Below are 23,749 nucleotides of genomic sequence, written 5' to 3' on the forward strand. Positions count from 1 at the left end.
GATATTATAGCAAATCTGGTATGATCGTCTCGCGAATGATGTATAGGCAGCAACGAAAGCTGACCCTAGCGAGTGTAGAGGACGCTATGCCGAACTATTGGTTACTCAAGACTGAACCAACCGTCTACAGTTTTGCCGATCTGCTGCGAGAAGGACGCACAGTATGGGATGGAGTGACCAACAATGTGGCGCTCAAGCACATACGCGACATACGTTGTGGTGATGAGGCATTGATCTACCACACGGGTGATGAGCGTCAGGCAGTTGGTCTCGCTCAGGTCGTGAGCGATCCATACCCTGACCCCAAGCAGAGTGATCCTCGTCTGTTGGTCGTGGATGTTGTTCCATTACGATGGTTGGCACGCCCTGTCACGTTGCAAGCGATTAAGGCCGATCCCTTTTTTGCCGATTTTGCGCTGGTGCGCCAGGGGCGCCTTTCGGTGGTACCGGTTACCGCCGAACAGTGGCAACGTCTGCTGGCAATGGCCGAATAGAGGTAGAGGTGCGCGAGAAGAACACATGAGTGGGAGGGTTTGGAACTCGCTCTGCCAGGATGGTAACGGTCATCAGTGGCGCGAGATGTGCAGACCGGTAACTCGCATCGTGCCACAACTGGAACCCCATCGGCTGGCGCAGCAGTATAACCATTGCTCCGCAAACGGAAGGCAAGGAACACGACATCGCCTGGGGAAGAGGCAAGATTGGTAACCCGGTACCGCTCAACTGCGATCAGGAATCGATCCCCAAATCAACCATGAAACTCCATTTTCTGTTTGGGGTAATTCGACCGCTGGCAAATCACCAATCGGATACCAGCGTAATGCTGTACCACGCGCAGTTTGAACGACCGCAGCAATGCCGCTCCCGTCGGGCGCCCAGCGAATGAGGAGGGGAGTTTCGCGAAACGGTGGTCGCAGCCTGGTTAACGCGCCATCAGGTGACTGCCGGGTGAGCGTAAAGGTAAACCCGTCATTGACACGATCTACAGCCACAAAGAGCAGATCATCACCTTTGAGAAAGGGGGCTCGGGCCAGGACACCATCAGCGGTGCGTGGCTGCGCTTGCAAGGTTTGCACGTCTACCTGCCAGATACCAGGACCGGTGGGTGGGCCGATGAGGAAGAGCGCGGCATTGCCATCACTAAGCCAAAAAGCTTCGCCACACAGACTCTGCATGTCCTCCGGCAGAGTCGGGCGACGCAGTTCCTGGCGTTGCGCTTGCCAGAACACCAGCTCGCAATCGTCGTAAAATGTGGCCGACGACTCGACTATCAATGTGTTCCCTGTTGAATCCCAGAGGAATGGATAATACCTGCGTACTGAGCGAGACGGATTCGTTGGATTATCAACAGGATCATCGGCAAGAACTAATTCGAGCGCCCCTCCACTCGCCGCGATCCGATAGAGACCGTCAGGGAGATCACGGATTTCACGGTTGTTTTGAAACCGGAGATAGATCAGCGCGCCGTCAGGTGACCAGCGTACCGCACTGAGCTGATGCCCGGCTTCCTCGTAAATGATCTGGGGATTATTGCCGTCAAGATCCGTGCGTACCAGTCGGTCACCAGCAGCCGCACCCACCACGTAAACCATCCCGGCGGTAGGGTGAATATCCATATCACTGATTGGCGGAATACCGGCGTATTCAATTCGTTCACGGGTTAATTGGCGACGTGTCGCGCCATCACGTTCGATACGCGCAATCTGTCCACGGTCGAGTACGTACAATGGCGCCGGTAACAGTGGGATGTCCGGTGTTGGACGTACCACTGCTGCGGTTGGTGATGGGGTGGGCAGTGAGGTCGTGGTACTACAGGCGATCAGTCCAGCCAGTAGCACGATGAACAAACGATAGCGCATAGCAGTATCAATCTTGTTGCAAATAAGCTCACTTTAAAGCCAAGTGAAACGGTTTTGGTAATAACAATCTGATATGTTAATGGTAAAAAGAAGCACCGGTTGTTAGTATACGACATCTGTTCGATGATTGAATCATAATATAATATGGTTAACACGGAATAGTGATCTTCTGTATACTGAAACATTGTATGAATATATGAATTCAGATCATCTACTCACAGCCTTCTTTACCCATATATTCCCCTTGAAAATTCCGTTTGCCAACCGACAGCAGTACGGCGCAGTGATCTTGTGGCCGATTTTTAGCACTCTGGCGCTTATTGCCGGTCTGTTTAGCATTGTCAGCCCATTTCTCTACGCCCAACCAGCAATCCCACTGCTGGCGTCGGCAGTAATGACCATTACGTTTACAGGAGGGGCCTGGATGGTACGCCGTGGAGCGGTCTACACAGGCACCGGTCTGGTATGCGGCGTCCTCTGGTTCGTCATTACCGTTACAGCTCTTTTCAGCGGTGGTGTGCGTAGCTCGGCAGTGCTGCACTACGTTCTTGTTGTGTTACTGACCGGTATTGGATTTGGTCGCTACGGAGCATCAGGTGCTGCGCTGGTAAGTAGCGCCACGATGTTGGGGCTATGGCTTCTCGAATTGACTGGCTGGCTACCACAGACGACGCAGTTATTAGAGACATCGCTCGTCTATACCATTCTGATCTCGGTGATCCTACTCCTAACCGGTATCATTATTTTCATCGTTGATGCGCAACTTTCCGCTGCCCTACGCCAGAGTCGTCAGGAGGCTACCGAACGTAAACGAGCCGAGCAATGGCTGCGGCAGGCACTGCTGGCAGCGCGCGCCGGGGCCTGGGAGTGGGATGCCCAGGCCCGAACCATTCGTTGGTCGCCAGAAAATTATCCTCTGCTTGCCATCGAACCCACCCGCGAAAAACTTACTTTCCTCACCTGGCTGGCGCGTATTCATCCCGATGATCAGGCTACTGTTCGGGCAGCAGTTGACCGTGCTATCAGCAACATTCAGGAATTGACCGTTGATTTTCGGGTGATCTTACCCGATGGCACAATCCGCTGGTTGCGTGGCATCGGTCAGCCGGTCGTAGATGCACAAGGCGTGTTGCAGGGCATGTACGGACTTCAAATTGATATTACCGCACAGAAAACGATTGAAACCGAGCTGCAACGTAGCCAACTCTACTACCGTGGTCTGGTCGAAGATATGCCGGCCTTGATCTGTCGTTTCCTGGCCGATGGAACACTGACGTTTGTGAATGATCGCTACTGCCAGACATTCCAGCGTTCACGCGAGGAACTTATCGGTTTCAATTTCTATGAGCTAATTCCCCCCGAACGACGGGCACAGGTTGCCGCTGATATTCGTCAGCTTACCCCTGAGCAGCCGACCATGGAACATGAGCATGAGGTGTTGCAACCCGATGGCACAATCGGCTGGCAACACTGGATCAATCGTCTACTGTTAGATGATAACGGCGTACCGATAGAGTATCAGGCGCTGGGAATTGATGTTACTGAACGAAAGAAGGCCGAAATTGAACGTGAACGTTTGCTGAATGAACTGACTGCGCGCAACACAGAACTGGAACAATTTGCGTACACGGTCTCGCACGATCTCAAAAGTCCACTCATTACGATTAAAGGCTTTGCCAGTTATATTCAACGCGACCTGGAAGCGGGTAATTTAGAGCGGATTCCTGCCGATCTGCAACGAATCATCGCCGCTGCCGACCGTATGTACCAGCTCCTCGAAGATCTGCTCAATCTGTCACGGGCGGGTAGGAAACTCAGCCAGCCCAGCCGGATCGGTCTGGGACTATTGATCAGTGAGGCAGCAGCCAGTGTGAGTAGCCGACTAGCCGAACGGAATGTCTACCTCAATCTGCCACCAAACCTGCCGGAAATTTACGGTGATCGGACACGGTTGCGTGAAGTGTTTCAGAATCTGATCGATAACGCAGCGAAATTTATGGGTGACCAGCCGTCACCGCAGATTTGGATCGAAGCCCGACCTGCCGATCAACCCGGTTTTGTTCTCGTTAGTGTTCGTGATAATGGGATCGGCATCGAACCACGTCACGCGCAGCGCATATTCGGTCTCTTCGAGCGTCTCAATATGCAGATTGAGGGCACCGGTATCGGTCTGGCGCTGGCACGCCGCATTGTCGAAGCGCACGGTGGTAAGATATGGGTGGAATCAGAAGGCTTGGGAAAAGGTGCAACGTTTTATCTCACATTGCCACAGCCACCTGTATCAGAGTAAGTTATGGTAAGGAGTACAATCATGTCGGGCAGTATCGATCCAGTCGTGATTCTACTGGTGGAAGATAACCCTGATCACACTGAACTGATCACTCGTGTGCTGAACGATCATCGGATTCCTAACCGCATTATTCACGTTGCAGATGGTGAAGCGGCACTTCATTATCTGCGACGGCAAGCACCATACACCGATCCGGAAACTAATCCATCCCCTCATATCGTGTTGCTTGATTTGCAACTCCCACGCTTGGGCGGTCTTGAGGTGTTGCAAGCGATCAAAACTGACCCTACGTTCCGGCATCTTCCGGTGGTAATCGTGACAACATCGCGGATGGAGAGCGATATTCGCCTGGCGTATCAGTTTCATGCCAACAGTTATCTGGTCAAGCCGGTCGATTTTGAGCAGTTTATCCGGATGATGAACGATTTGGGTGATTACTGGCTGGAATGGAATCAGGTACTTCATGCATGAAACGAGCATGATGAGGTACCAGGCACACGCTTCCGAGTCTGCATTTAGATTGGCGGGTAGTTTGCAGTGAAACCACACATTTTGTTAGTTGAAGACAATCTCGATCATGTTGCGCTTATCCAACGGGCATTTGAACACAGTGCAGTACAGATCACGGCTACATCATCGCTCCACGAAGCCCGACAACTCTTAGCAACACACTCCTTCGACCTGATTATTTGCGATTTGTACATGCCTGATGGTCGTAGTGATGAATTGCTGATCATCACGGATGCAGATGTACCCTTACCGGTCGTTTTAATGACCGGCCATGGTGATGAACAAACTGCGGTAGCAGCACTTAAGGCGGGGGCATTGGATTATGTGGTAAAGACGCCAGCAACTCTTCTCGAACTTCCGCGGATCGCCGAACGCGCGTTGCGTGAGCGCCGGTTATTCATCGAACGACAAGAGGCTTTACAGGCCTTACAGCGGAACGAACGTCTCTTTCGCGCAATGATCGAACGCAGCAGTGATGCAGTTTTAATTGTCGATCGGCATGGGTTGGTTCGCTATGCCAGTCCCTCGACTCATCATCTGCTCGGCTATCAGGTAGAGGGCTTTCTGTCACAACCAGTTTCTAGCTTCACCTTTATTCATCCGGCTGATCGTGAACGGGTCAAACATACCTTTTTTGATTTAGTTCGACAATCTGGCGCCTCGACGATCACCGAGTTTCGTGTGCTTCGGGCTGGTGGTGGCTGGCGCTGGATCGAAGCAACTGCGTCTAACTGGCTCGATGATCCGGCGGTAGAGGGGGTCATCGTTAACTACCGCGATGTGACCGAACGAAAATTGATGGAGTTGCGCCTGCAACACGGAGTTTTGCACGACGCACTCACCGGTTTGCCAAACCGTCTGCTTTTGAGTGATCGGTTATCTCAGGCGATCAAACGGAGCCAACGTCATCCTGACTACCACTTTGCCGTGATCTTCCTTGATCTCGACCGTTTCAAGTTTATCAATGACAGTTTTGGTCATCCGGTTGGCGATCGATACTTGGTGGCAGTTGCGACACGATTGTACCGGTGTCTGCGCGCTATTGACACGTGTGCGCGCATGGGTGGTGATGAGTTTGTTATCCTGCTTGATGATATAGCTTCCGTTGAACAGGCGGTAAGCGTTGCCGAGCGTATCTTACAGCAGTTAGATCGTCCGCTTGAGGTTAGCGGTCATCTCCTCCATTCCTCTGCCAGTATGGGCATCGTGTTCGGCTCGGCAGAATATAACGATCCTGCTGAAGTATTACGTGACGCCGATATTGCAATGTACCGGGCAAAAGCAGCTGGGAAATCACGCTACGTTGTCTTTCAACCAGCTATGCGCGAAGCAGCGCAGGCCCGGCTGGCGCTTGAACATGATTTGCGACGGGCAGTAACATTGCGCGAGTTTGTCGTCTACTACCAGCCAATTGTTAACATTCATTCGGGGAAATTGATCGGGTTTGAGGCGTTGGTGCGCTGGCAACACCCGGTGCACGGACTGCTCTCACCAGCAGCTTTTCTAAACATTGCCGAAGAGATCGGTTTGGGAACCGCGATTGGTTGGCAGGTCGTAGAACTTGTCTGCCAGCAACTGGCCGAATGGCGACAAACGTTATCGGCCAACGATCTGTCAATTCACGTAAACCTTTCGGCACGCCAGTTTATGGTGCCCGATCTCTATGCGCGACTCGTGCAGGTATTAGAACAGTACAACATACCACCGCAATCAATTAAACTAGAACTTACCGAAAACACCTTGATGGAATACAGTCAAGAGGCGGCAGCAGTGTTAGCGCAACTTCGCAATTATGGTATCCAGATCGTGCTTGATGATTTTGGGGTTGGTTATTCGTCATTGAGTTATTTGATACAATTGCCAATCGATCAGATTAAAATTGATCGGAACTTTATTATTCAAATCGATCAGAATCATCATTCGCAAGCGATTGTGAATGCTATTGTCAATTTAGCGCGTGGACTTCATCTGGAAGTGGTTGCCGAAGGTCTGGAAACTGTTGAGCAGGTTGAACGGATGCGTATGGTAGGATGCGATTATGGTCAGGGATATTTGCTCGGTCAACCATTGCCAACCGAAGAAGCAAGTCAGTTCCTGCAACGAGCAATGATGTAATGTCTGCATTCTTCCTAGCAGTGGGATTGGCGGACAATCCATTGTTCGCTAGTGCGTACAGTTGCCAGTCGGTGTATACTCAGATTGGACTGTTGTATGTGTAGCGGAGAACATTTCACGCATGCTGACACACCTCACTCTACCGGCTGCGCTGCAAGCCCTTTTTCCCTTTCGGGTTGGCGAGTACGCTCTACCCGGCGGTACTGGCGTTATTCGCTATGTCGACGAAGGCACAGGAATACCGGTTGTGATGCTTCATGGGAATCCAACCTGGTCTTTCTTTTACCGACGCCTGATTGTGGCACTCCGTGACCGACGGCGGGTGATCGCGCCTGACCATCTTGGCTGTGGGTTATCAGACAAACCACTACACTACCCGTATTGCCTCGCCAACCATATTCGTCATCTTGAACAACTGTTGGCCTGGCTCAACCTGGGGCCGGTTGATCTGGTGGTTCATGATTGGGGTGGTGCCATCGGAATGGGATGGGCTGTTCGCCATCCTGAACTGGTGCGGCGGATCGTATTGCTGAATACGGCGGCATTTCTCTCGCCGTATGTGCCGTGGCGTATTGCGGTAGGGAAGTTGCCGTGGATCGGCGAATGGGCCATCCGGCACGTGAATGCCTTTGCCCTTGCCGCTACAGTGATGGCCGTCACACGACCGTTAGATCCGGCAGTGCGGGCCGGTTATCTCTGGCCATATCAGACGCCGGCTGATCGGGTGGCAATTGCCCGTTTTGTGCAAGATATTCCACTCCATCCAGGACACCGAACCTGGCCGGTTGTTGATGCTATTGATCGCGATCTAGTGGTGCTTCGTCACAAAGCGGTGCGCATTTTTTGGGGCGGACGCGATTGGTGTTTCGACGATCGCTTTCTGGCCGGATGGTTGACCCGTTTCCCGACCGCGTATGTGACCCGCCTTGATGATGCCGGGCATTACGTATTGGAAGACGCCTCTGATACGATGATTGCATACTTGGCACAGTGGTTGCTGGCAGAATGAGGAGCATTATCTATGTACCGTGAGACTATTCAGCCGCCGGTTGCAATGCGGAAACCGGTGATTATTCGCTTACACGGCGACGAGATTGTTGATGACTTTGCCTGGCTTGAGGATCGGAACGATCCGGCAGTGATTGCCTATCTCGAAGCGGAAAATGCGTATGCCGAGGCAGTTATGGCACCGACAGCAGCTTTGCGCGAGCGGCTTTACCACGAGATGCGTGGTCGTATCAAGGAAGATGATTGTTCGGTACCGGTTCCTCGCGGTCGTTACCGCTACTACACCCGCACCGAACAGGGTGCTGAGTACCCGTTGATGTGCCGGAAAGTCGGTGATGATGGTCCCGAAGAGGTTTTACTTGACCTGAATGCCCTGGCTACTGGGCATGCCTTTTGCCGTCTTGGCCCGTATGAGCCGTCACCTGATCAGCAGCGGCTGGCGTATGGTCTCGATACAACCGGTTCCATCATTTTTACCCTGTTTATCAAGGATTTGGCAAGCGGTACAGTGCTGGATGCCCCGATTGAACGTGTTGATGACGCGCAGTGGGCCGATGATCAAACCCTCTTTTACACAGTGTACGATGATGCGCATCGTTCGTATCGCCTGTATCGCCACGTGCTCGGTACCTCACCTGCCGATGATGTCTTGATCTACGAAGAGACCGATGAGCGTTTCCATCTCAGCTTGCGGCGAAGTCGCTCCGGTACGTACTTGCTGCTCACCTGTTATAGCCACAACGGCACTGAAGTGCATTATCTCCCAACGGCAACTCCTTTTGCCGAATGGCAGGTGATCTATCCACGTCGTCCGCAGATTGAATACTTTGTCGATCACCACGGCGATCACTTCTACATCAGAACGAATGACGGCGCCGAGAATTTTCGGCTTCTGCGCGCCCCGGTGAGCGATCCAACGAACACGGTTGAAATCTTGCCAGGACGTGACGATACCCTGCTTGATCGCATTGATTGCTTTGCCGATTATCTGGTCGTCTACGAGCGACGGGCCGGTTTGCGGCAGATTCGGATTAGTGATCCAGATGGGAATCACCCGCGCTACATTGACTTCCCCGAACCGGTTTATACCTGTTGGGCAGACGAAAATGTAGAATTTGCTACCGATCAACTTCGGTTGCTGTATAGCTCACTGGTAACACCGCCATCGGTGATCAGCTACGACATGCGGTATGGCACGTGGCAGGTGCTAAAGCAAGAAGAGATTCCCTCTGGCTACGATCCGTCGCTCTATGTGAGTGAGCGATTGACCGCAACTGCACCCGATGGTGCACACATCCCGATTTCTATCGTTTATCGCCGTGATCGACCGCGTCAGGGTGGCCCCTGTCTGTTATGCGGGTACGGGGCGTATGGCTACAGCTATGATCCGGTGTTCGACAGTAAGCGACTGAGTCTGCTTGATCGGGGGTTTGCCGTCGCGATCGCGCATGTCCGTGGTGGTCAGGAGCTGGGACGGCAATGGTACGAACAAGGTCGGCTGCGGCACAAGCCAAATACGTTCAGCGATTTTATCGCCTGCGCCGAACACTTGATTGCGGAAGGCTACACCTCGCCATCACAACTGGCGATCAATGGGCGGAGTGCTGGTGGTCTGCTGATGGCAGCCGTTGTCAATGCCCGTCCCGATCTGTTTCAGGCCGTAGTCGCCGGAGTTCCGTTCACGAATGTGATTATTGCGATGCTCAAGCCCGATCTGCCACTGACAGTTACCGAGTGGGAGCAATGGGGGAATCCGGTAATTGAGGCCGAGTATCTTGTCATGCGAGCTTACGATCCCTACCTGAACCTCAAATCAGGACCGTATCCTCACATCCTAGTTACTGCCGGGCTATACGACTTACAGGTACCGTACTGGGATCCGGCGAAGTGGGTAGCAAAACTGCGCACGATGAAGACCAACGACACTATGCTTCTGCTGCGCACCAATTTGCAAGCCGGGCATAGCGGTCATTCGGGTCGGTTCGCCCGTCTTGAAGAGTTTGCCTGGGAATATGCTTTCATCCTGACCGCCCTGGGTATCGAACAGTAGTGTGACGAGAGGGCACCAATGGTCAACACGCTATCGGTAGCGCAGCATGCGCTGCGTTCAGCGCCAACGGGAACAAATGTTGCCCGCTACCTGTCGTGGATGGCGCAGGAACACCCCGAACAGACCGCCGTCATTAGCGGGATCGGGCGAGATCGGGCGGGTAAGGTTATCTATCGGCGGCAGAGTTTTGCCGCATTGCATGCGGCCAGTGATCGGCTGGCCTGGGGGCTGACAGCCTACGGTCTGAAGCGGGCAATGCGGGTATTGCTGATGGTTCCGGCGGGAGAGCCGTTGATTCGGCTGACGTTTGCGCTGTTGAAAGCCGGTTGTGTACCGATCTTGATTGATCCGGCAATGGGACGACGAAATCTTGCGCAATGTATTGCTGAAGCCGCACCAGAGGCCTTGATCGGGGTACCACGTGCCCATCTCCTGCGTTTGATCTTTCCTCGTGCCTGCGCGACAATCAGATATGCAGTTTCAGTGGGGCCAGCCATCCCCGGTGCGGCTGCCCTCCGCGAACTCGATCTCCCAATGCGAACGCCGTTCCCCCTGGTCGAGACGACGGCTGATGATCCAGCGGCGGTTGTCTTTACCAGTGGGAGTACCGGCGTCCCGAAGGGTGTTCTCTACACGCATGGTATGTTTGAGGCGCAGATTCATATCTTGCGCGACCTATTTGGAATTGCGCCAGGCGAGATCGAGATGCCGGCTTTTCCACTGTTCGCGCTGTTCAACGTGGCATTAGGAGTCACGTCGGCAATTCCGCCCATTGACCCAACCCGTCCAGCACAGTGCGATCCGGCAGCAGTGGTTGAGTTTATTCGCGACCTGGGTGTGACCTCAACATTTGGCTCACCGGCAATTTGGGAGAAGGTGACTACCTACTGTCTGGCGCATGATATTCAACTACCGTCGTTACGGCGCGTCTTGATGGCTGGTGCGCCGGTGCCACTCCACCTGCACGAGCGTCTGCACCGGATTCTGGTACCGCCAGCCGATAGCTACACGCCTTATGGCGCTACTGAAGCACTACCGGTCAGCTCGATCAGTGGTCGCGACATCCTGAAGGCCCACACCGAGCGGCCGTCACCACTGGCCGGTACGTGTATTGGCTATCCGGTTCCGGGTATGGAAGTGGCAATCATCCCAATCAGTGATGAGCCAATCGCCGATTGGCGTGATGTCCAACGCTTACCGGCAGAAGTGATTGGCGAGATTTGCGTGCGCGGCCCGACGGTGACTCGCACTTACGTCGGACGACCACGAGCCACTGCGTTGGCTAAGATCACTGATGGCGAGCACGTCTGGCATCGAATGGGAGATTTGGGTTACTTCGATGAACAGGGGCGATTGTGGTTTTACGGACGGAAGAGTCAACGTGTGATCACTGCCAGTGGGACACTGTTCACCGAACCGATTGAACGTTTCTTCAACCAGCATCCGGCCGTTGCCCGCTCGGCACTGGTTGGCGTTGGTTCACCCGGTGCTCAGATGCCGGTTGTCGTGGTTGAACGCAACCGCGCAGTAACGATGTCGCCCTCGCGACTGATAGCTGAATTACGTCAACTAGCGGCAACGAGCGATACGACTGCACAAATCCAGAACTTTCTGATCCATCCCTCGTTCCCGGTTGATATCCGCCATAACGCAAAGATTTTTCGTGAGCAATTAGCACAATGGGCAGCACGTCGTTTGGGCGTCGCTGAATAACGAGCTATGATCGCATTAGTAACCGGTGGAAATGGTTTTGTCGGGCGTTATATTGTCGAACATCTGCTGGCCCGTGGCGATCATGTCCGGGTTATCGGTCGTGGAACCTATCCAGAATTGCAGGCACAGGGGGTTGAAACCTTCCAGGCCGATCTATCGTTGCCTGAAGCAGCGGCAGTGCTGGCGCGGGCTATGCGGGGTGTCACAACAGTGTTTCACGTGGCGGCGAAAGCCGGTTTATGGGGGCGTTACGATGACTTTTACCGGGCAAATGTCAGCGCGACTCAGCGCATTGTGAAAGCAGCGATCCGGGCCGGAGTGCCCAAACTGGTATACACCTCGACTCCGTCTGTTGTCATCGGCGACGACGACATCCACGGCGGTGATGAACGTCTGCCGTATCCTACACGTTACCTTGCCCCTTATCCGCAAACGAAGGCGATTGCCGAACGGTATGTGCTCGGCCAAACCGAAATCGCAACAGTTGCACTCCGGCCCCATCTGATCTGGGGACCACGCGACCCGCACATCATCCCGCGCCTGCTCCGTCGAGCACGGAGACGGATGCTCTTTCAAATCGGTGAAGGTATGAATCTGGTTGATGTCAGCTATGTCGAAAATGTAGCTGAAGCCCATGTGTTAGCAGCGGCAGCGCTGAGTGAGCGTTCGCCTCTGCGCGGACGCGCCTACTTTATCGGTCAGGAGCGACCGGTCAATCTCTGGGAGTTTATCGGGATCATCCTTAGTCATGCCGGCTGCCCACCGATACGGGGCAAAGTTTCTGCTGCTCTTGCGTACCGGCTGGCAACCGTGCTGGAGTTCGTTTACACTGCGTTGCGTCTACGCGGTGAACCACCGCTCACGCGCCTGATGGTGCACGAACTTAGCCATTCGCATTGGTTTAGCCATGAAGCGGCCAGCCATGATTTTGGCTACGTGCCGCGTATCAGTATCGAAGAAGGTTTACAACGCACATTTGCACAATTCGCTGAGGTATAGCTGAGGTATAAATGTATATACAAACACTGTGTAGCGTGCGTGACTTTGGATATGTGGATCGCCGACTGCGACAAACGCGAAACAATTCGAAGAAAGACTGATGAGAAATGGTAGGGAGGCTTAGGTGTTATTCAAGCATGTCATGATTGAAGCGATCAGTTATGTGTTAGCCCCGCATCGGATCACCTCCGATTGGATTGAAGATCAGATTGCCGAAACAATGGAACGGTTACGGTTTCCAAGGGGAAAGCTAGAGGCGCTATCGGGCATTCGCGAACGGCGATTCTGGGATGAGGGAACCTTGCCTAGCACCGTGGCCACGATGGCAGCCGAACAGCTTTTACAGCGAGTTGAGATTGATCGCGAACGCATTGGTCTGTTGATTAATACTTCAGTTTGTCAGGACTACCTCGAACCCTCAACCGCTTGCTTCGTTCACCGCAATCTGTGCCTTTCACCAAGGGCGATCAACTACGATGTGCGCAACGCCTGTCTCGGTTTTCTTACTGGGATGAGCATTGCCGGTATGATGATTGATGCCGGTACCATTGACTATGCGTTGATCGTTGACGGGGAAGGTTCGCAAGACGCGGTAATGGCGACGATTCGCCGCTTGCGTCGGCCAGAAACGACGAAACAAGACCTGCGCGACAATTTTGCCACGCTCACGCTGGGGTCGGGTGGGGCGGCTATGTTGCTCACCCACGAACGTTTTTCGCATAGTGGGCATCGCCTGAACGGGGTTGTTACGCTAGCGGCAACTCAGTACAATCATCTCTGTTTAGGCCAGGCCGATTATATGAAAACCGATGCCAGCGCACTGATGCACGCTGGGGTTGAATTGGCTTCGGCAACCTGGCGTCTGGCTCAAGAGACCTTGCCCAATTGGAGTGATCGCCAGATCGCGCTCTACGCACCGCATCAGGTTGGCGCCCGCCACATGGCGGCCGTAACGAAAGCGTTAAACATCACGCCTGCGAAACTCTTCCTTAACTTTCCGACACTCGGTAACATCGGACCGGCAGCTCTGCCAATCTCACTGGCCCAAGCCGCAGAGGCAGGACGGCTGCGGCCGGGTGATCATGTAGGTCTGCTTGGTATTGGTTCTGGTCTCAATTGTTCGATGATGAGTGTGACCTGGTGAGGTAACAAGTGTGGCGGTCGTCCTCTTCCTGCTGTGGAATGTTCATCGCCACGCGATAAGGTCACGTTAGGTTTCTCAGTACAGGTTGCGGACAAATACCCGTTCTACGCATACGGAAACTTCTCTGCGCGATGAATGGTGATTTCGGAACGGATGGACGCCAGCACGCAAAAATAGTGCGGTGAAGAATGTTTGTTTCAGAAAACCCATTCATCGCCCGGCAGGGACTTGCACAGCCTGAGTTCCAGTTATAACTTTCACAGCGTTCGCAGTGACCATTCGTAGATCATCGCCCGCAGTAACCAGGCCAGGGTGCTTTCCCAGATTAAAAAAGCTACGAGTATTGCTGTCATCACTCGCCCGGCAAAGCCTCGTTGGACGAAAGAATCCAGGACGATTGCTGGCAAGATCGCAAGCGCCGGCAGACAGAAATACCAGTGCTTATTCCACAGGCTGAACTGTGTGTCGACCAGGCAGCTAATGATCAAGAGTACCACATAACCACTCATCATTGCCAGATGTATAGTTGCTCCCTTCCGAAACATCAGGAATAGTCCTATCGGCAATAATACAACTGGCAGTAAGCGGGTGTGACCCCATACTTGTTCGAGAAAAGAACCAACAAGAGGCGATGGAAGCGAATCGTGACCGACTCGCGTACTCGCTTGAAGGCGATCGATAACTGCTGAAACGGTAGGGAGGATAAATTGTCCGTAATAGAGAAGGATTGCGATGATGATACTAATGCCGACTACTGAGAATAATCGATAACTTGTTGGGCGCAGTGCTGGGTGTGCATATGCGATCAGGGCAGCTACCCCTAACACCACGGGTAAGAATACAATATGCATGACGTAGATCAATAATGAAATGACGATAAGTGCAGTTACTATCAGGAATCCAATCCACGACCAGGCCGACCGTCGTTCAAACACCTGAATCACGAAAATGGTCAGTACGGTAAACCACAAACCTATAATCGTCGGGTAGCTACCATCATGGAAGTAGATATGTTGCACCGGTAAACCAATGCAGAGCGCACTTGCCAAAAAACCTGCTCGTTGACTATAACTAGCATTGACCATAAGACCGTAAAGCAAGGAGGGAATGGTCGCATTGATGAGACTCACCACTATTTTCAATCCAGTAGTCATTGACAGTGTTGATGGCAGGAATGTTGCAAGAGGAACAAAAAAATAGTAGCTTAGCAATGAGTAAGGTACAGAGCTTATACCCCATTCGTACTGATTCGACAATCTGGCTTGAACAGCAGCAGCATTTCCGGCTGCGATCTGTAAGACATGATTTGCCCTGGCCCGATGATCAATGTCAACGAAAGCAGGTGCATTCAGGGTCGTGGCGTGAAGCACGAAAAGCATGAGGGAAAGCATTAGTACCCTTGCGAACCAGGGTGACGATATTTGCCGGCGAATCACATACGCTCGCAGGAGACCGGCAATGAAGATTGCAAGCAGAGTCATGTTCGACCAGATCGGGAACAGCGCCATTGTTTGCAGACGCCAGTTGGCGAGGGTATAACCGCAAAGGAATACCCCTAACCATACAGCCCAGGTGCGATCTGCTGTATTAAGCCTCGTCAGGTATCCAAGGAAGTCTATACTAAGTGCAATTCCGATCAAAGCCAAAATAACAAAAAGAGAGGGAGTCCCTTTGTCAATTTGATGAATTGACAAGCTGGACACAGCAATACCAAAATACGTGTCTTTACCCGGATCCAGAGGAGGAATGCTCAATGCAAGTGTATCAATGTAAGATGTGATCTGTGTTTCTGGAACCAAAAGATATACTTTCTGCCAGGATGGCCGTACATCATAGTGAGCAATAGTTATTTCGTTTAGCCTAATTGTTAATTGTCGCTGTAAAATTCCGTCATGCAGATTCATTACTAAGATGTGTGATGCTCGATCTAGACCTGAAAAAGTAATGGATGAATCTGTTGCGAACCAGCGAAATGTCTTGCCACCACCAAACTCAGTTTCTCCAACACCACGCGAATAGAGTTCTATCGGAATACTGAATGGTATCCTATAATGTACCGGGGAGCCGATAATGAACAGTGTGAATACAGCAAATACGACTGAAAGATAGCGAAGAGCAAATGTCCTGAGGAGCGAAAGTGGAATAGTCACAGGAGTCTCACCGATACGTAAATGTATAGTTCCCAACATTTTGATGCGGTCTAGATAAGGCATATAGACGCTTTTAGCCAAATGTTATAGCATTACTCTCAGGCCAGCAGCGAGAGGTAAGCTCAGAGTATGTCTTTTGATGAGGAACATTATCCAATCTCGTGGATGCCAAATGGAAACAACCCGTATCCCCCTCTCAGATAAGCGCTTGCAGGTTCTATCTCATCAGATAGGTGTAGGTGAAGACAACACCTTCACCTAACCTGGCAAGAGTTGTGTGATTTCAGAGGCGAAGTATACTTCAAGTCGCTCTGTCTGTCCATTTTTTCTGTAGCGTTCCTCAGGAATGGGGACCTCAATTAGTGTAGAGAAGACAGGCTTCAAGTCCGCTCAGTTTGCAGTCCTCTGCCACCATTGTAGTCAGTTTTTTGCGGAAGAAATATTGCGCTAGAGTTAAGTACAGTATCAGATATCCTGATCAGCTACGGACAAAAAACCAGATCGTTAAGCCAATGCTTAGCCAGACAACTATGGTACGGATTCGTCCGGCATGAATACGACGGGCAATCGCTGCTCCACCGTAACCGCCGATCATTGCACCGACCGTCATGACGAGCGCTGGCGTCCAGGCAATAAGACCTGTTACGACAAACGTGATAACGGCGATGCCATTGATGAGCGATGCCTGCAACGTTTTCAAGGCATTCATCTGGTGGATGTTGTCGTAGCCGAGTAACGCGAGCGCCGCCAAAGTCAGAATTCCTAGCCCTGCACCAAAGAAACCACCATAAATCGCAATAGCTATATATACAACGGCAACGAGCCTGCGTTGATAGTTTCCGCTCGTGCCCACTATCCGCTGAGCCAGGCGGGTAATCTGTGGACTAAAGGTAAAAACTAGGGTTGCAAAGAGCAAGAGGTAGGGGATCAGAGCGGTAAAACGCCGTTCATCAGTGTAGCGGAGGAGAAGTGCGCCGATCAGACCACCGATCAGGCTTAGCCCACTGAAGAGTACGATGTCTCGCCGCTGACCTTGTAATTCTTGCCGATATGCCCTGGTGCTGGCCAATGTTCCTGGCCAGAGAGCGAATGCATTTGTAGCGTTTGCAATGATGGGTGGCACACCAGCGACAAGCAGGGCAGGAAATGAAATGAAACTGCCGCCTCCGGCAATTGCGTTGAGCGCACCGGCGAGGAGTGCTGCACCAAAAATTAGACCGAAATCAAGCAATTCCATTGTACGTGCCTCTCATTTCATCTGATGATCTGATGTTTCAATGTAAGCTATAAGGGATCACGTGCCGTTCAGAACTTTTATTCTTAATTCATGGATGAGTGCACTGCAAAAACTCACCACGGAGCACACAGAGGACACAGAGCGTGGAAGGTTTATGAATAAAAGGATCATTTTTGGCCATTGGGCGCATGGAAGAAAAATGTTCACAACCCTATTTTCAATGAAAGATAAAATTATCTTTAGTCTCTGCGATCTCCGTGGTCTCTGTGGTGGAAAGATCACCTTTTTGCAGTGGAGTCATGGATCGATAGATCGTTGCTTCGTGGTAGACCAGAATCTGGCGTGCGACTGCTACTGCTCGTTCTGAATCACCGGATTCTATCGCGGCAACGAGATCAGCATGGGAATGATCATCACTCGATGGAGTCGTAACATCCCACAGAACGCCAAGCGCGTCACGCAAGGTAACGGCAAATACCCGGTAGAGATCGCTCAATATTTCATTTTGAGTAGCTCTAGCAATAGCGCAGTGCAGTTCAATATCTGCGGCAAGAGCGGTGGCAACATCGCCATCTTTCAGCGCTGCCGTGCGAGCTGCCAACCACTGTCGCATCATGTCCAGGTCGTGATCGCTACGCCGACCGGCAGCCAGGGCCACTACCTCCAGCTCAAGCGCACGTCGTACTTCGTGGACTTCCTGGACTCTGGCTTGCCGTAATCGCACAGCCAATGGTGCGGTCGTTGTTACGGTGCGCACATAGGTACCATCACCTTGCCGGACCTCAAGCAGACCTTCGTGAGCCAGGGCGCGAATCGCTTCCCGAATGGTCGAACGTCCGACACCAAGTTGGGTCATGAGCTGTGGTTCTGGTGGTAACCTGCTCCCGACCGGATAAACATTTGTCTGTATTTGTTGTCGTAAGTGGTCAATGACCTGTTCGACCAATCGTTGATGCTTGATCGACATTATCATCTCCTAAGCAGTTTGTCTGCATACTCCCGCGTACAATCTCCTTCATCACGCGGGATGTGCGGAACGATGAAGGTTGTTGGTTAAACGACAGTTTGGATGTCTTTAAAAGATCATATCATCTGATGTTTCATTGTATGCGTATCAGAGTAGGCTGTCAATTGCCTGAAGGTATAGTGAGGAATGAGGCGCCTTTGCGTCGGCGAGCGCGTGGCTCAGGCTCTCGAACTGTCAATTGCCTGAAGGTATAACATGAGGAATGAGCGAGAGGGTGTTTTCCGACCTATCATCACAGTACGAAGGATCGGATCGACCCCTTTCAACGAACGATGGTCAGAAGAACTTTGAACAGCCCTGGTATACCGTCATTTTGCCTTTCGTCGATTGCTGTATTGTAACGATAGCGTGATACACCGTTACCGCGGTATCACTTGCCGATACAGCCTATCATCGCTACAATACATCACATCCTACAGTGCGATGCTGCGGCCTAAAGTCCGCTGTGGAGCAGATTGCATGTCCGAATTACGGCAAAATATCGCAACCCGCGAATGGGTCATCATCGCCAGCGAACGTGCGCGTCGTCCCAATACCTTTACCGAGACTCGTCATCAACCGCCGACTGCTGAACGTCCACCTCACGACCCGCAGTGCCCCTTTTGTATAGGGAACGAGGAACTCGACTTGGAAGTTGATCGTTACCCGCCTACCGGTCCATGGCAGGTACGCATTGTGCGTAATAAGTACCCGGCGCTGCACGAACACGGGCCGGTTGTTCGTCACTTTGAGGGGGTACGACGCACGTTAAGCGGTTATGGCTACCACGAAGTGTTGATCGAACATCCGCAGCACAATACTACGCTTGGTTTGATGAGTCACGCCGAGATACGTTTGATACTGGCAACCTATCTGAACCGTGGTCTGGCGATGAGCAGTGATCCGCGCATCGAGCAAGTTGTCATTTTCAAGAATCACGGTGAACGAGCAGGGGCATCGCTCCAACATCCGCACAGCCAGCTTATGGCGGTACCGGTTGTACCGGGCGATATTCGTCATCGTATTGAAGAAGCACGTCGTTTTTTTGATGATACTGGTCAGTGTGTCTTCTGCGCGATGTTAGACGATGAACTGACCCAGCGTGAGCGTATCGTTTACCAGAATGATGCGTTTGTTGCTTTTGTCCTCTACGCAGCTTCTTCACCATTTCATATGTGGATTTTACCACGCAGACATCGAGCCAGTTTCTTCCATATCACCGAGCCAGAGCTGGATGGTTTGGCCGATGCAATTCGTGAAGTCTTCTCTCGGCTATACCACCGGTTGAACGATCCTGATTTTAATCTGGTGCTCCGTTCAACACCAGCTAAAGAACCTGAAAATGGCTATTTTCACTGGTATCTCGCTGTGGTACCGCGTCTCTCGTACATGGCCGGTTTCGAGCTGGGGAGCGGCATTTTTATTAATCCCAGTATTCCTGAAGCCTGTGCCGCATTTCTTCGTGATAATCACTAACGTGACATACTGTGTGACAGGATGTACATATTTACAATTATATGTCTTGTCAGTGAACATCTAAAATCGGTTATAATACCGTTCAACACTATGAGATAAGAAGTGTTGTACTGATGACACAACCCAGGAGTTTAAAATGTCTGGCGCATTTCCACTTAGCGATGAAACTGTCAAGGCTCTCGCGCCATGTAACCTGCCCTTCCTTCGCCACGATCCTTTTACGCGCAGCCGCAGTAGCGCCAGTATTCACGAGTTGCCTGAAACCATACAGAGAACAGTACGGGAATTGTATCAGACCCTCCTCACGATCTTTGCCGAATTTGATCAACAACGGCAGATTGATCTCCATCGTTTGCAGCAATTACTGCAAGAAACGCATTGGCATGATTTGATGCACGAACTGCGCAATCTTTCACTGCATCAGGCTGATGCCCATCTCGGCCAGGTTCTCCACGACTTACGTGGTGGTTCGCTCCAGGCGCTAGCTCTGCAATTGCAGCTTATCGAACTTGGTCAGGTACGACCAGATGACATCGAGCGCATATATCTACTGATTCGCGATCATCTGAAGATCATGCGCAACTGTTTACCCGATCTTGATCCGGTACGTACTGCCCGCGACATTGAGTTACGTGCACACGGGGTCGATCTGCTGCTTGAAAAGTGGCAACACGCTGATTACCGTTTACCCGATGGTCAGGCCAGTATCACGGTTGATGCCCGTTATAATGGTGTGGTTGCTGACCGTTGTGTTGAGTTTTCGGCGCTTGATCGCGTGTTTTACAACCTGATCAACAATGCTACACGCCACAGCGCTGACCGGCGGGTAATGGTTGGCATTTTCCCTATCTTTGAATGTGAAACACCCTCACTACGGATTGTCGTTGCTAATCGCATTGATCTGCTACAACGCACGGCGCTTGAGCAACGGTTCGGTCTGCAATGGAGCGATCTGTTTTACGGTGGGTTTACCTTCAGTAGCGACGGCAGCAGCGGGCACGGGTTCGGATTAGCCATTTGCGCCGAGCTGGTCGCCAATGCGTATGGCTTGCCCAACGGCCCGGCGGCAATTGGCGGCGGCTATGTTGGCGCCCGTCCACACGGTGATCTCTTCGTCGCCTGGTTTCATTGGCCGATTGCTGCGCCGTAGTCAAGAAGTCCTACCAGCCTAGGCCACCGTCGGAAGCGAAAGCTGCGCCCCTCTGCACCTGCGTCGGCCGGTTTGGGAGTTTCTCTCTCCCTCTCTCAGCTCATCACTGTCGGATGGAGTGAAAACGCTGCAAAGATACTTGACAAATCCGCGTCGCATAGTTTATATTACCGATACTGTATGGTGCAGGCGACACCATAACTGTACCTCAACAACGTACACGCACTCATCCAGAGCGGTGGAGGGACCGGCCCGTTGAAACCGCAGCAACCCTCGTATGCGTCGCCGCATACGAACGGTGCTAAGTCCGGCAGAAGTGTTCTGGAAGATGAGCGACGTGGAAGAATGGCCCTGTGCAATGATTTCACGCCCTCATCGTAAGTTGAGGGCGTTTTTGTTGCCTGCAATTTGGCTTAGCTATTCTGAGGAGGTTGTCATGTCCGATGCTCCACGCTTTACCGGTTTTGAGACACTTGCCCTCCACGCCGGGCAAATTCCCGATCCAACGACTGGCTCGCGGGCAGTACCCATCTACGCCACAACATCGTATCAATTCAAGGACACCGATCACGCTGCTCGTCTGTTCAACCTGCAAGAGTTCGGCAACATCTACACCCGAATCATGAATCCAACCACCGATGTCTTCGAGCAGCGGATGGCGGCCCTGGAGGGCGGTGTGGGAGCGCTAGCATTATCGTCGGGTCAGGCTGCCGAAACGCTGGCGATCCTCAATTTGGCCGGTAGTGGTGATAATATTGTTGCCTCGTCGGACCTCTACGGTGGCACGTACAACCTCTTCCGCCATACGCTGCCACGATTGGGAATCACGACTCGCTTTGTGGATGCGCGTGACTATGACGGTTTTGCGGCGGCAATTGATAGTCGTACTAAAGCCTTTTTCCTCGAGCTGGTGGGGAATCCGCGCCTCGATGTGCTTGACCTAGAGCGAATTGCTGCGATTGCGCATGCCCAGGGTGTGCCGGTGATTGTTGATGCAACCACCGTGACACCGTATCTATGGCAGCCGATTCAACACGGGGCTGACATCGTTATTCATTCAGCGACTAAGTATATTGGCGGTCACGGTACCGCCATCGGTGGGATCATTGTTGATAGCGGAAAGTTCGATTGGGCTGCCAGCGGACGGTTTCCCGAATTCACCAGTCCCGATCCAAGCTATCACGGTTTGATCTACACTCAGGCTTTTGGCAATCTGGCCTACATCATCAAAGCTCGCGTGCAAGGTTTGCGCGATATTGGCGCAGCGCTTAGTCCGTTCAACAGCTTCCTCTTCTTGCAAGGTTTGGAAACCCTGCCCCTGCGGATGGAACGGCACAGTAAAAATGCCCTGGCAGTGGCTCGCTACCTGAGCGAACATCCCAAAGTGGCGTGGGTCAACTATCCTGGTCTGCCCAGCCATCCGAGCTACGCCCTTGCTCAGAAGTACTTACCGCGCGGCCAGAGTGGGATCGTCGGTTTTGGGCTGAAAGGAGGCCGCACTGCCGGTCGTATCTTTATCGAGCGGCTTCGTCTGTTCTCGCATCTGGCGAACATCGGCGATGCGAAGAGCCTCGCAATCCATCCAGCTACAACGACGCATAGCCAGTTAACACCGGAAGAGCAACGATTAACCGGTGTCACCGACGATTATGTGCGGCTTTCGGTTGGATTGGAGACGATTGACGACATTCTTGCCGATCTCGATCAGGCACTGGCCGGAACACCTTCATAGGGGCCGCGACAGATCGCACTGACAATGGTGTCACTGCGATCTGTCCGGCAAGGAGTATCTGGATGGAAGCACTGAGCCATGCGCCAATCTCAGAAGGGGTTGGTATTGTACGTACTCAACGCATGTATTGGACCACCCCGCTGAAGCTGACTAGTGGCGCCACACTGGGTCCACTAACGTTAGCCTACGAAACATACGGTGAGTTAGCACCTGATCGCTCAAATGCAATTTTGATCTTGCATGCACTGTCCGGTGATGCCCACGCTGCCGGTTACCATCATCCTACCGACCGCAAACCGGGTTGGTGGGATGCGATGATCGGGCCGGGACGTGCGTTTGATACGAATCGCTACTTTGTTATCTGCTCGAACGTGATCGGCGGTTGTCGTGGTTCAACCGGCCCCTCGAGTCCACACCCGGCGGATGGAAAGCCTTATGGCTCGCGCTTTCCCATTATTACGATTGAAGACATGGTGCGTGCCCAACAACGTCTGATCGATGCGTTGGGGATAGATACCCTCCTGGCGGTTGCAGGAGGCTCGATGGGAGGGTTTCAAGCCCTGGCCTGGGCAGTGGAGTACCCGGAACGGGTACGCGGTGCGATCTTGCTCGCGACCAGTGCCCGCTCTAGCCCACAGACGGTCGCCTGGAATTATATTGGACGACGGGCCATTATGGCCGATCCCCGCTGGCGAGGCGGCGATTACTACGATGGCGAACCACCGCGTGATGGTTTGGCTGTGGCGCGTATGCTTGGGCATATCACCTACCTATGTGAGGAAAAGCTCGAACAGCGCTTTGGCCGTCGGGTTGATAGTGAGATTCTCGACCTTGGACCATGCTTCGCCATCGAGCACTATCTCGAACATCAAGCAGCTCGTTTTAACGACCGGTTTGACGCTAATTCGTATCTGGTGATCACCCGTGCTATGGATAGCTGGGATCTGGCCGCACGCTACGGTTCCCTGGAAGCGGCTTTCGATCTGGCGCGTGCTCGCTTCCTGGCACTGGCTTACAGTAGTGATTGGCTCTACCCCCCAACCGAAACGTACCGGATGGCAGCCGCAGCCCAGAGTGTCGGTCGATCATTCACCACTCACTTGATCACAACCGATGCCGGACACGATGCGTTCTTGACCGATACAACAGCACAGAGTGTGCTGATTCGTGATTTCCTTGAACAGTTGATGAAAGAATAGATGTTATATTAACAAAACTTTTACTCTCTTTCCCCTTGTAAAAATACTATCTGACAGCGTATAATGAAAGCTGGCTGGCAAACATACTGGACGGTGATTTTTTGTGCAACC

The 23,749-nt window shown here is 52.4% G+C and carries 17 protein-coding genes and 1 riboswitch; of the genes, 13 read left to right on the forward strand and 4 right to left on the reverse strand.

The genetic code is table 11. The features are described 5' to 3' along the window. The first annotated feature begins 86 nt into the window (after window positions 1-86). The gene (locus tag QTO31_RS09800) at window positions 87-494 is read left to right on the forward strand and encodes an EVE domain-containing protein (protein WP_031459247.1); all 408 of its coding nucleotides are present in this window, start codon (window positions 87-89) and stop codon (window positions 492-494) included. A 225-nt stretch (window positions 495-719) separates the two neighbouring features. Here the strand turns inward: QTO31_RS09800 and QTO31_RS09805 are convergent, their stop codons facing one another. Continuing rightward, complete coding sequence (locus QTO31_RS09805; protein ID WP_301428945.1) at window positions 720-1,859, reverse strand: hypothetical protein; 1,140 nt, start codon at window positions 1,857-1,859, stop codon at window positions 720-722. 196 nt (window positions 1,860-2,055) lie between these two features. On the opposite strand from QTO31_RS09805, the gene QTO31_RS09810 reads away from it, so the two are divergent. The 8 genes from QTO31_RS09810 to QTO31_RS09845 all read left to right on the forward strand — a co-directional run bounded on the left by QTO31_RS09810 (window position 2,056) and on the right by QTO31_RS09845 (window position 13,688). After that, window positions 2,056-4,149: a sensor histidine kinase gene (locus QTO31_RS09810; protein ID WP_301428946.1), complete on the forward strand. Its 2,094-nt coding sequence runs from the start codon at window positions 2,056-2,058 to the stop codon at window positions 4,147-4,149. Between the two features lie 21 nt (window positions 4,150-4,170). Next, the gene (locus tag QTO31_RS09815) at window positions 4,171-4,620 is read left to right on the forward strand and encodes a response regulator (protein ID WP_031459250.1); all 450 of its coding nucleotides are present in this window, start codon (window positions 4,171-4,173) and stop codon (window positions 4,618-4,620) included. Between the two features lie 66 nt (window positions 4,621-4,686). Further along, window positions 4,687-6,774 (forward strand): putative bifunctional diguanylate cyclase/phosphodiesterase, encoded by a 2,088-nt coding sequence (locus tag QTO31_RS09820; RefSeq protein WP_301428947.1) that lies wholly within the window; start codon window positions 4,687-4,689, stop codon window positions 6,772-6,774. Between the two features lie 121 nt (window positions 6,775-6,895). Beyond that, complete coding sequence (locus QTO31_RS09825) at window positions 6,896-7,783, forward strand: alpha/beta fold hydrolase (protein WP_301428948.1); 888 nt, start codon at window positions 6,896-6,898, stop codon at window positions 7,781-7,783. A gap of 12 nt (window positions 7,784-7,795) precedes the next feature. Then, window positions 7,796-9,832, forward strand: coding sequence for a S9 family peptidase (locus QTO31_RS09830; protein WP_031459252.1), 2,037 nt, complete (start codon window positions 7,796-7,798; stop codon window positions 9,830-9,832). 18 nt (window positions 9,833-9,850) lie between these two features. Next, window positions 9,851-11,545, forward strand: coding sequence for a fatty acid CoA ligase family protein (locus QTO31_RS09835; RefSeq protein WP_301428949.1), 1,695 nt, complete (start codon window positions 9,851-9,853; stop codon window positions 11,543-11,545). Window positions 11,546-11,551: 6 nt separating this feature from the next. Beyond that, a complete protein-coding gene (locus tag QTO31_RS09840; RefSeq protein WP_301428950.1) occupies window positions 11,552-12,544 on the forward strand; it encodes an NAD-dependent epimerase/dehydratase family protein in 993 nt (330 codons plus the stop codon). A 124-nt stretch (window positions 12,545-12,668) separates the two neighbouring features. Then, window positions 12,669-13,688, forward strand: coding sequence for a 3-oxoacyl-ACP synthase III (locus tag QTO31_RS09845; protein ID WP_031459255.1), 1,020 nt, complete (start codon window positions 12,669-12,671; stop codon window positions 13,686-13,688). Between the two features lie 257 nt (window positions 13,689-13,945). Here QTO31_RS09845 and QTO31_RS09850 read toward each other — a convergent pair whose 3' ends face one another. From QTO31_RS09850 to QTO31_RS09860, 3 genes are all read right to left on the reverse strand, one after another. Next, window positions 13,946-15,838 carry a hypothetical protein gene (locus tag QTO31_RS09850; RefSeq protein WP_301428951.1) on the reverse strand — a complete coding sequence of 631 codons (1,893 nt, stop codon included), beginning with the start codon at window positions 15,836-15,838 and terminating at the stop codon, window positions 13,946-13,948. Between the two features lie 478 nt (window positions 15,839-16,316). Continuing rightward, complete coding sequence (locus QTO31_RS09855) at window positions 16,317-17,075, reverse strand: sulfite exporter TauE/SafE family protein (protein ID WP_031459257.1); 759 nt, start codon at window positions 17,073-17,075, stop codon at window positions 16,317-16,319. Between the two features lie 217 nt (window positions 17,076-17,292). Next, on the reverse strand, window positions 17,293-18,042 hold the full coding sequence (locus QTO31_RS09860; protein WP_301428952.1) for a FadR/GntR family transcriptional regulator: 750 nt from the start codon (window positions 18,040-18,042) through the stop codon (window positions 17,293-17,295). Window positions 18,043-18,561: 519 nt separating this feature from the next. Between QTO31_RS09860 and galT the strand changes: the two genes are divergently transcribed. From galT to QTO31_RS09880, 4 genes are all read left to right on the forward strand, one after another. After that, on the forward strand, window positions 18,562-19,557 hold the full coding sequence (galT, locus tag QTO31_RS09865) for a galactose-1-phosphate uridylyltransferase (protein WP_031459259.1): 996 nt from the start codon (window positions 18,562-18,564) through the stop codon (window positions 19,555-19,557). A 136-nt stretch (window positions 19,558-19,693) separates the two neighbouring features. Then, entirely contained in the window at window positions 19,694-20,707 is a 1,014-nt protein-coding gene (locus tag QTO31_RS09870; RefSeq protein ID WP_031459260.1) for a HAMP domain-containing histidine kinase, read from the forward strand. Between the two features lie 223 nt (window positions 20,708-20,930). Beyond that, a riboswitch (SAM riboswitch) is annotated at window positions 20,931-21,042 on the forward strand. 101 nt (window positions 21,043-21,143) lie between these two features. Next, the gene (locus QTO31_RS09875; protein ID WP_031459261.1) at window positions 21,144-22,439 is read left to right on the forward strand and encodes a homocysteine synthase; all 1,296 of its coding nucleotides are present in this window, start codon (window positions 21,144-21,146) and stop codon (window positions 22,437-22,439) included. A gap of 62 nt (window positions 22,440-22,501) precedes the next feature. Continuing rightward, window positions 22,502-23,638 (forward strand): homoserine O-acetyltransferase MetX, encoded by a 1,137-nt coding sequence (locus tag QTO31_RS09880; protein ID WP_301428953.1) that lies wholly within the window; start codon window positions 22,502-22,504, stop codon window positions 23,636-23,638. Window positions 23,639-23,749 lie beyond the last annotated feature (111 nt).

The organism is Chloroflexus sp. MS-CIW-1, assembly GCF_030444705.1.
Classification (GTDB): Bacteria; Chloroflexota; Chloroflexia; order Chloroflexales; family Chloroflexaceae; genus Chloroflexus.